The sequence below is a fragment of the Mariniflexile sp. genome, assembly GCF_052728615.1.
In genome coordinates, this window is sequence record NZ_JBFVFE010000014.1 from 14564 (window position 1) to 25735 (window position 11172).

The 11172-nt window shown below is 34.9% G+C and carries 5 protein-coding genes; 1 reads left to right on the forward strand and 4 read right to left on the reverse strand.

What is annotated here, in order from left to right; genetic code table 11:
* Positions 1-297: 297 nt before the first annotated feature.
* Entirely contained in the window at positions 298-4416 is a 4119-nt protein-coding gene (locus ACU1LP_RS07590) for a two-component regulator propeller domain-containing protein (protein WP_445735967.1), read from the reverse strand.
* 68 nt (positions 4417-4484) lie between these two features.
* A complete protein-coding gene (locus ACU1LP_RS07595; RefSeq protein ID WP_445735968.1) occupies positions 4485-6152 on the reverse strand; it encodes a hypothetical protein in 1668 nt (555 codons plus the stop codon).
* A 429-nt stretch (positions 6153-6581) separates the two neighbouring features.
* Between ACU1LP_RS07595 and ACU1LP_RS07600 the strand changes: the two genes are divergently transcribed.
* Complete coding sequence (locus ACU1LP_RS07600; protein ID WP_445735969.1) at positions 6582-7382, forward strand: heparin lyase I family protein; 801 nt, start codon at positions 6582-6584, stop codon at positions 7380-7382.
* Between the two features lie 145 nt (positions 7383-7527).
* Here ACU1LP_RS07600 and ACU1LP_RS07605 read toward each other — a convergent pair whose 3' ends face one another.
* On the reverse strand, positions 7528-10356 hold the full coding sequence (locus ACU1LP_RS07605; RefSeq protein WP_445735970.1) for a M16 family metallopeptidase: 2829 nt from the start codon (positions 10354-10356) through the stop codon (positions 7528-7530).
* A 49-nt stretch (positions 10357-10405) separates the two neighbouring features.
* Complete coding sequence (locus ACU1LP_RS07610) at positions 10406-11152, reverse strand: outer membrane lipoprotein-sorting protein (protein WP_445735971.1); 747 nt, start codon at positions 11150-11152, stop codon at positions 10406-10408.
* Positions 11153-11172 lie beyond the last annotated feature (20 nt).

An 11172-nucleotide genomic window follows, 5' to 3' on the forward strand; every position in this document is an offset into this window, starting at 1 on the left:
AAGTAACGCTGATAATCAATGCCTTGAGGCTTAAATGGGTAGTCCTAAAAATAAATAAAGAATTTCTTGAAACCAACTATCCTCGGCAGAGCCATAGAAGCATGCTTCGACTGAGCTCATCACAGGTTTCGCCGGTTTCATTTTGGCCCCGGGACCAAAAACCGTCCCGAAAGCTTTCGGGATTGTATTTTGCCCCACCCGGCCCCGAACCGTCGGGAGCGAAAAGGCAATTCCGACCTTCCCCAAGGGGAGGTACAATTGGAAACCCCGACGCAAAGCGTCGAGGAATTCTTTAGATTAAACTGAAAACCTATTAGCGTATTGTGAAGGTGTTATGCCATACTTTTTTTGAAAACATTTACTGAAATATTTAGGGTTTCGGAAACCGACCTTATAGCATATTTGGGAAATGTTGATTTTATTTTGCTCTAGAAGCTGAGCAGCCGTTTTTAATCTGATTTCATGGATAAACTCATTGGGCGTAAAATTTGTCCAAGCCTTTATTTTTGTAAACAACATGGTACGACTAATGCCCAATTCTGAACAGAAAAATGGAATATCAAACTGTTCATTTGAAATATGGCTCTCTACGATCCCAATGGCTTTTTTCAGCAATTCCTCATCTAAGGAAGATACCGTTATTTCACTTGGAGTAAAATTATTTTCGTTTGAAAATTTGTCCTTTAATCGTTGTGTGGATTCCAAAAGGTTTTTAATCCGTAGTTTAAACTCTTTTAAATCGAAAGGTTTGCTAATGTAATCATCGGCACCACTTTCCAAGCCCTCAAACTTATAAACCAATGAGGTTCTTGAGGTTAACAATATAACCGGAATATGACTGGTTTTTAGGTTTTCCTTTATTTTCGCACAGAGTTCTGTACCTACCATTTCTGGCATGATCACATCGCTTACAATTAAATCCGGCACATATTTAATGGCTTTTTTCATGGCTACCTTTCCGTTTTCGGCTTCCATAATGTTATAATCCTTTTTAAGAAGGTTCTTCATAAAAGACCGTAATGGTTTATTGTCCTCAACAATCAATACGGTGTATTTTTCTTCATTGACTACCAAATCGTTTATATCTTCTTCAATGATAACATCATTGGTAATGAGTTGGGATTCATATTGGGTAACATCATCACTGATCTTGAAGTTTTGCAGGATTTCATTTTCCAAAAGATGCTCTTTTCCTAAAGGAAGCGACACCGTAAAAATAACGCCTTGTTCTTTTTTGTTTTCAACTTTAATAGTGCCTTTATGGAGCTTCACGATATTTTTAGCTATTGAAAGCCCTATACCGGTGCCCTTATTATAATTTTCCTGTGGTTTATTGTGGATAGGGATCTCGAAAAACCGATCAAAAATCTTGTCTATATGTTCTTCGGCAATACCAACACCAGAATCGCTCACTTCTATTAAAATGTCATTTTCCAATTTTAAAACATGTACTGAAATAGCACCTCCTTTTGGTGTGTATCTAAACGCATTTGAAATTAAATTATAAAACACGCGCTCTAATTTATAACGATCATAATACACTAAAATCTCTTCATCTGAGGTATTGAACGTATAGGTGTAATCGCCATCCTTTGCAAATTCGCTAAATGACAAAAATATTTCGTGTAAAAACTTAACAATGTTCCCTTCGGCAGATTCTAAACTAAACTGGTTGTTTTCCAATTTCCTAAAATCCATCAACCTGTTAATAAGGCGCAATAAATGGTTGGCGCTACTCTCTATAACCAATAACTTTTTATACATGGCATTGCTGCCATTGTAGTCTAAAAGGATTTGTTGCAAGGGTCCTAAAATGAGGGTTAACGGGGTTCTGAACTCATGCGAGATATTGGTAAAAAACTGTAATTTGGCTTGGTTTACATCTTTGTTGCGTTCACTTTCAATATGTTCCATTTCCAGTTCGTACTTTAATTGAGCCTTCGATTTCATGATCCAGATCAGCCCATAAATGGACAACCCCAATAAAAGCGCGTACAAGGATAGCGCCCAAGCACTTCTCCAGGGTGCGGGGTTTACTACTATTTTTAAAATGGTGGGGGTATTGTTCCAAATACCATCGTTGTTGGCCCCCTTTACTTCAAACTGATATGTTCCCGGACTTTGAATGGTATAATTTGCTTCGTTATTTGTGGTTGTTATCCATTGGTTGTCCAACCCAACCAACCTGTAAGCATAGCGGTTGTTTGCCGAATTGATAAAATTTGGTATGGAGAAACTTATGGAAAAATTGGCCTTATCATAACTAAGTGTAATTTCCTTTGTATATGTGATACTTTTTTTAAGAATATTTAAATCGCTATTTATAGGTACCGACTCATTTTTTACCTTAAAATCGGTAAGCACTACTTGTGGTGCGTATTTGTTTACTGTAATTTTGTTGGCATTAAAATATGTAACCCCCACCGGCCCTCCAAAATAGAGGTTGTTAGAGCCTAAATTTAAACTGGCATTATCGTTAAACTCATTACTGATGACGCCATCTCTTTGGTCGTAAATAATGACCGTTTTTTTAATGGGGTTGTATTTGATAATGCCTTGGTTGGAGCCTAGCCAAAGGTTTCTATTCGTGTCCTCTAAAATGGAATGTACAGAGGTAATTTGTATGTTTCCTTCACCTAAATCAATGTTGTCAAAAGAGTTACCGTTGAACAGAAATAGCCCTTTTCCTTTGATTCCCACCCATATTCGTTGATTGCTATCTTTATGTAAAGATAAAATATCGTCGCCCGAAAGCGCTTCATTATTAAAAAAAAACGTTTGAATCCTGTATGATCTAAAGTCAGGATCATTTGGTTTTATTAGGTTCAATCCACTTTGTGTACCCACCCAAATGGTATTTTTTTTATCGACCAGGACCGATCGAATTCTATTGTTGGATAAAAATCCATTTCCTGTTTTTCCTGTTCCAATTTCTTGAAATGTCTTGTTTTTGGTATCATACCGTATCAATCCTTTTCCAAAAGTACCAATCCATAGTATGTTTCCAGTTCCTTGTTTTATATCATAAACACCCGATTGCCGAATTAACTTCTGCAGATTTTCATCTACTTGATCCGTTTCAAATTTTTGGGTATGTATGTTATAAATTGAAATGCCTTCTACAAAAGAGCCAATCCAAAGGAGGCCTTTTTCCGAAAGGTATAACGACTTTATATTATCGCTGGTTAAGCCTTTAGAGTTTTTAGTAGTTAAATAACTGGTTTTTCCTGTTTTGTTGTTAAGTATGGTAATACCGCCACCTTCGGTACCAAAATATATGTTTTTATCTTGGTCGCTTACCATGGACCCAATGGCATCAAAGCTTAATGAACTATCACCAGAATTTTGATTGAAATTGGTAAAATTGATATTGGAAATATCCCAAAAATTAACACCTTTATAATAGGTGCCTATCCAGACCGAACCATTTCTATCGGTATATACACATTTAACTTTATCAAGTTTAGATGTTTTATTGGTTTTCAACTTTAATCCGTTAGGCTCTATAACATTAATTCCGCCATACGTACCTACCCATAATGCGCCTTTGTGGTCTATATCAAGTGCTCTAACATCCTTTCCTATTTCAGCGAATTTCCCGTCGTTTAAAAATGATACCAGTTTTTTGGAAACAGCATCCCATTTTATGAGTCCGGAATTTTTTGTTCCTATCCATAAATTTGCATTGGCGTCTTCTTTAATATCCTGAACAAAAAGCGTGGGGTGGTTTTCTAAAGCATGGTGGTTTTCAAACCTAAACCCATCATTTTTTCTGCTTATAAATTTACTCAATCCTTTGGCGGTACCAATCCAGATATCACCGTTTTTAGTTTCTAAAATGCTTAAAACATAATTATCGGACAAACTTGAAGCATCAGTGCCCGAATGATAAACGGTTGTGAATTTTTGGGTGGTTTTATTATAAATTGAGAGTCCGTTTGACGTTCCTATCCAAATGTCGTTCTGGATTTCCTTAACACACCAAACGGTATTGTTGCTCAAAGAGCTTTTGCCATTTTGATGGAAAAACCTTTTAAAGGTATTATTTATAGGATTGTAGCAGTTTAACCCATTGTAGGTTCCCACCCAAATATGGCCTTCATTATCTTCTTCAATTGATAGAATATCGTTATTGCTTATGGATAGGGAATCCGTTGGATTGTTTCTAAAAATGGTAAAGCTATGGCCATTATACTTATTCAACCCATCGCGCGTGCCCAACCACATCTGGCCTAAATTATCTTGATGGATGGCGATAACCGAACTTTGGGAAAGACCATTTATGGTGGATAGATTATTCAACCTATAATCCATAGATTGAGAACAAACATCTGTTTGGGTCAATAAAATGAAAAATAAGATATAAACAACCCGATTCATAAAATATATGTCAATTTTCTTAAAATTTCCAATCATTATTTTAAAAAATTCTGAGTGAAAGTTAATGAATTAAAAATTCTAAGTATTATTTAAAAGTAGCACATTTATTTTAAACGTAACTTCAATTGATAGTCATATAATGACGGGATGATTTTTAAGGATTGGTTGATGAATTCTTGATATGAATGTGGTTCATAGTCTATTTTAAAAGTACCATTTCCGCTTACACCAATAATGTAGGCATAAGGTCCATCCTCAATACCATTCAAAACCAATGGTTTTTTGGAGTCCAGTTTACTTAAAACATGCACATTCAAATTCCAAAACGTACTGTAGGCGCCATGGCTGGGTTTCCAGTAACCTGCGCCGCCGCCTGAGAATAATGGATAACTATTATCGGCATTCGGGTTGAGATGGACCGTAATATTATCAAATAAATTTTGATGGTTAGCCCCAGAATGTTGGTCCAATAACGGGTTGGAAAACACTTCGCAGTTTTGATACACATTCTTGGTTGAAAACGTATTGAAACTTAATGGATGCACCGCATTGTTAAATACTTTTAAGTTTTTAACCAATACATTGTAAACACCAGCCATGGCAACCGTGTAATGTGCCATATTGCTGCCTTCTGTTACAATATCTTCTATAGTAACATTGGCTATTTCCTCCGTTAAAATGCCACTATCGGCATTATCTATCACGACATCCTTGACCCAGCTATTAAAAACGCGGGTTAAGCAAATACCGTTATAACCTGGTTCTATATGATGTGCCACCCGGGGTGCGTTGGGAAAGGTAATTTTAAATTGTTCAATGCCCACTTCCTCTAAATGTTTCCACGCCACCAATTGGGCATTGTAGCTCGGTTTTATTGAAATGGTCAAAGGCGATTTAATGGTCACTTTGTTATTAACAATTTTTGTTACTTCTACTTGCTGGGTTACAATGGGCAAATCTGGAAACATCCAATGGTGCGAACCTACTTTTACCTTCGTGTTTTTATACAAATCCTGTATAATGCTACCGTTTTCGCCTTCAGTATTAAACAGTTCGAGCTGTACAACATCGCCCACCTTTAGTCCGTTTACATTGGAAACGGTAACGACGTGTTCTCCTCTATTTCCTTGTTGTACTTTTGCTAGAACCTGCTTTGGTTGGTCGTATTTTTGCAAATAGGACTTGACACGTTCACCCGGAACCTGTGTCCAGATAAAACCTCCGGACCACGCATATTGGGAAAAAGGCAAATCTATATTGTTCTCTTTTTGAACCTCTCTTTTATCAAATTCCAATAAATATTCCCTTAACTCGGTCAGCGATTCCGGGTTTTCCAAATACATCATGGGTCGTGGACAGAAAATTTCGGTACCACCATCGCCTACTCCAGTTCCTTTAAGCACAAAATGACTGCGCTCTATATACAAAATAGTGCTTAAAATCAATCGGCCTGCTGGGAGTTGCAACACTACAGGCCCCTCAATGGCATTGGCTGCTTGTATGGCTTTTAACAACGCTTTGGAATCGTCCAATCCATCATTTGGCACAACGCCATAATCGGTGGCCAAAATTAGGTTGGTTTGGTTGTTCGGAATTTTTATTTCTCCGTTATGATACCCTGCAAAACTATAATCCGGCAAATAGTTTTGCTGAATCATTGCTTTATCACCAATGATTTTTGGTAGCTCTTGCGAACTTACGTTAGCGGTAACAAATAATATAAACCCTAAAGTTACATTAGCTAAATAATCTTTTTTTAATACACTTTTCATGTTTTTATATTTATTGTTTTTTTAATGGTCATCCCGATAGCTATCGGGACTGTTCGCTATTAATCATTTCGTTGGGTGATAATGCTTTTAACATGCTCGTTTCATATGTTGATATTTATTTATTTTTATCCCGATAACTATCGGGAGTCATATATAATTCGCATATCATCATTGGTGTTTGCGACCAATTTTCGGTCATGCTCATTTCATAGTAACATTATCTATAAAATTAAAAATACTTTAAAAAAGTAAAATTACCATTAACTTGAAAAACCAAAGTCCAAAAATAGATATACAATTGTCCATATAAAAAGCAAATGTTCTATTATCTCAACTTTTTGAATGCCATTACGGATGATACGCTACCCTTTTTTGTATTTTTAGGAAACATTTCATTTTTAAATTTGAAGAACCTAAAATTTCAATCCCATGATAAAAACAACAGCAACACTAGCTAACCTTTTTATTTTCACTGCGTTTTTTTGTAATGCGCAACAAACAACCCTACAAGCTGATGGTAAGGGCAATACTTATGGGTTAATAAACAACGTGCTCGCTGCTGGTAAAGAGGCGGTTGAAAGTCCGGATTGTGCCCATGAATCCTTTGGAAAACATATTACCGAGGTGTGGGACGCCGAATTGGAAAAATATGTTTTTCAGTTTAGCATCCATACCACTCCCGATAATGACCGCTGTGAAAAATTTGACAGACAACGCTTAGAGATTAAAACATACGGGCCTTCTGCTGAAAATTTAAAAGGCACTTTAGGGGATCTGATTACTTACGAATGGAAATTCAAACTGCCAAAAGGATTTCAACCCTCCACAAGTTTTACACACTTGCACCAAATAAAAGCGGTTGGTGGAACCGACGGGATGCCCCTTTTTACATTGTCAGCCAAAAAAGGAAAAATCAATAAAATGAATTTAGTGCACGACAATGAAACCATTATTGCCAGTGCCAATTTAGAGGATTTTGAAAACGTTTGGGTACAAGCAACCGAAACTATCAAGGTGGGCGCACAAGGCAGCTATTCATTACATATAAAAAGAATAAAAGACGGAAAAGAACTTTTGTCCTACAGCAACAACAATATACTGACCATAAGGGATGATAATGAATTTATAAGACCTAAATGGGGCATTTACAGAAGTTTGAAAAAAGTGGAGGATTTAAGAGATGAAACCCTTTGGTTTGCGGATTTTTCAATAACTGAGGAAATGCCATGACCCTGAAATAAAACGATGCAAACACTATTTTTGAAATTAAAACAATGTTTCGTAGATAGGCTATAAGAATTGTGTTTTAAAAAAATAACGGCCTACTATTTTAGATAGTAAGCTGTTATAATTTATTTAAACAAGATTAAAATGCTTATTCCTTTTCTTTTTCTGGCAATAAAATAAATTCAGCATAGTTATCCATATCAAAATAAGTATTTGCTGCCTTTTGAAACATTTGTGAATCTATTTTATTAATGAGACCCTCATAATCTAAAATAGATTCTGGATTTAATTTATACTCAAAAGCATCTTTCAATTTATATGTCCAATATCCATTAATTTCTAAATATTCTTTGGTATTAGCCAATTCCGCTTCTTTAACTTTATTTAAATCTTCAGGAGATGCACCATTTTCCTTTATTTTATTGATTTCTTCAAAAACCTTTTCAATTAGTTTTTCTACATTACCTGGATCGCAGGTAAATCTAATATTCATTCTGTACCAATCATAAGGTCTATCTGATGCAAAACCTGAAACTTGCACACCATATACCCCAGCCATTTTTTCGCGCATTTCTTCGGTAAGTTTTATTTTAAGCAATTTACCTAGTAACTCTAACGTTTTTTTCTTTTCAAGAGAAAAATCAAGAGTCCCTGTAAAACGCATATCTACCTTACTTTTATCATCAACACCTTTTACAATGGTTTCTTTAATTGTACCCTTTGTATATCTTAATCCAATGTCTTTCCATGTGCTATTTTCATTTAGGTTAGATGGCAGGCTTCCTAAATATTGGGTTGCATATTTTTTAAGGTTTTCTATTTCAAAACTGCCAACAAAAATAAAGGTAAAGCCATTTGCTGACGAAAAGCGTTCCTTATAAAAATTATAAGTATCATTAAGTTTCAATTCGTTTTCAATTTGTTGTTCTGTTAATGGAATGGCTCTTAGATGACTATTAGTGGTGTATTCGCTAATCTTTTTTTCAAAAAAACTATCAGGGCTATTATCTTGATCTTTAAATAGAGATTTTAAATTTTCTTTATTGGCATTAAAAACATCTTCATCTTTATTGGGTTTCGTAAAATACAAATGTACCATTTGCAACATCCTTTCCAAGTCTTTTGATGAGCTACTACCGGAAAACAATTCATCATAAAAGTTTATACGAGGCGTCGCACTAACTGTTTTTCCCATATTTAGCTTTTTCAAGTCTGTATCTGATATATTGTTAATACCACTAGATCCAATGATACTTCCAGCATTTCTAGCTGAAACATATAAGGAATCCGGAGCAACAGAACTTCCTCCTGGTCTAAAACCACTCATTGAGATCAAGTCGTTTTGAAACTTGGTTGGTTTAGCAATTACGGTAACGCCGTTTGCCAGTTGCCACGTGGTAACATCTACCTTTTTATTATATGTTTCGCTTATAATTTTTCCTGGTTCTGGTGCATTGGGCATTAACTGGATGTCGCCAAGTTTATCTTTGTAAGGCTCAATGTTTTTAAAAGTTACATTTTTAAGTGTTTTCTCAATTTCGCTTTCAGTTGGCAATTCCAAATCTGCTTTTTCTATAGCATTTACAACCACTGCCATGTTGTCTTCTCTTACCCATTCTTTACTTATGCCATTCACTTCTTCAACAGAAATACTGGGCAAAACCTCTTTATAGAATGCATATCTAAACGTATCACTTGGAATTGGCTTATTATCTGTAAAATTATCTATATACTGTTCTATATAATATCTTGTAGATAGTTTTCCTGCTTCATTTCTACGTATATCAGCATTATTCAGTAACAATTGTTTGTATCGTTCAAGTTCTGGACTTGTAAAACCATGCTTTTTTGCGCGTTCACTTTCTGTAAATAGCGCATCAATACCCTCAGTAATTTTATCTTCTTTAAGATTGGCTCTTAGGTAGTAACTATCCATATTACCTAAAAAGTTACCAATACCAGCAGTTGCCGATAAAAAAGGGGCGTCTGGTTGTAGCTCAACTTCACTTAATCTTTGGCGCAACATACCTGTATATAAACTTTTTAGAAGTTCTTGTCTAAAATCCTTTAAAGTCTGTACTTCTGTTTCTTGTTTTTTAATATAAATAGATATGCTAACACCTCTGGCTTCTTTATCGGTAATTAGGGTAACTACGGGCTCTTTATTCTCTGGAATTTTATAGTACGCTCTTTCTTTTGGGTTTTCAACTGGTATAATACCACTAAAAAGTTCCTTTACTTTTTTTTCAGTTTCAAGCACATCAAAATCGCCAACCAGTACCAGTGCCATTAAATCCGGTCGGTACCAATTTCTGTAAAATCGTTTCATGGCATCGTAATCAGAATTCATAATAACATCCAACTTACCTATGGGTGCTCTTTCTGCATATCTAGAATTATTGGTAATTAGGGGTATAGATTTATAGTACATGCGCATTCCCGCACCGCTTCTGGCTCTTAATTCTTCGGCCACAATGCCTCTTTCGTTGTCAATCTCTTCATCTTCAAAAGTGATACCGTCTGCCCAATCTCGTAAAACCTGTAAACTGGTATTAAAGGTCTCTTCATCTGTGGGAACAGATAATTTATAAACGGTTTCATCAAAACTGGTATGTGCATTCAAATCGGCTCCAAATTCAACACCCAAACTTTGCAGGTAATCTATAAGCTTATTTTTTTCAAAACTTTTAGTGCCGTTAAATGCCATGTGCTCTACAAAGTGTGCTAACCCTAATTGGTCTTCATCTTCTAAAATAGAACCTACATTTATAACGAGTCTTAATTCTGCTTTGTTTTTTGGCTTGGCATTGTGTTTTATGTAATAGGTTAAACCATTGTTAAGTTTACCTATTTTAACTGTGGGATCTGTAGGGATTTCCGAATCTAGGGTTGCTATATTCCATGTCTTTTTTTGGGCAGAAAGACTTGATATACTAATAAAAAATAATACTACGATTGCTATTTTAATATGTTTCATAATTGATGTTTTTATAATTTAATATGTGTTTATTTATTTTGTAACAAAACTATTGCTTAGGATTATAATCAAACATACGCTCATCAATATTTGGGTTTAACTCGATTGATTTTACTAAAGTGACACTTTGCAACGAAGTATCTTTATACTTCTGTTCTATTCTAAAGGGAAAAAGCAAATCGCCCACTTTTTTGTAATCAGAAAGATATTCTTGTTTTATTTTTCCACGAGCTAGCCCAATCTTTTCTTCACTTACAATTAATATGGGCAAGAAGTTTTTTGTATCAAAATAATAAAAATCGATATTATCTTCAACCTGTCCATTAATAAACAGGGTGTTTTTGGTTAGTTGTATTACAAAACAGCTGTTTTCATTAATGTTTTCTTTACCTAATAGTTCAATTTCAAAACCTTTTTTCTTGTAATCTATAAACGGATTTGGAAAATCTTCTTTTTCAAGGCGTAGCTTTTCTGTTTCGTCTTCGCTTAATTTTTTCAAACCCATACGTTCAGACAAAAAATTCCAAGCTATATTTCCATCAAAAGCAAAAGATATTAGTTCCTTCTCAAACATGATATCTTTTTCAATTTGTTTTCCATTTTTTAAACGAATTGTTACTATGGAATCTACATAGCTTTTGTTTTCTATCATTTTTATGTATTTAATACTTTCTATTTTTTTCCAATTCACATAACCCCCTGTTTTTCCAATGTAATTGTTAATAATTTCGTCGGCACTTTGCGCATTAAGTAAGCTTATAGATATTAAACAAATACTTATTATTATGTTTTTCATGTGTTTATTTTAATGGTTTT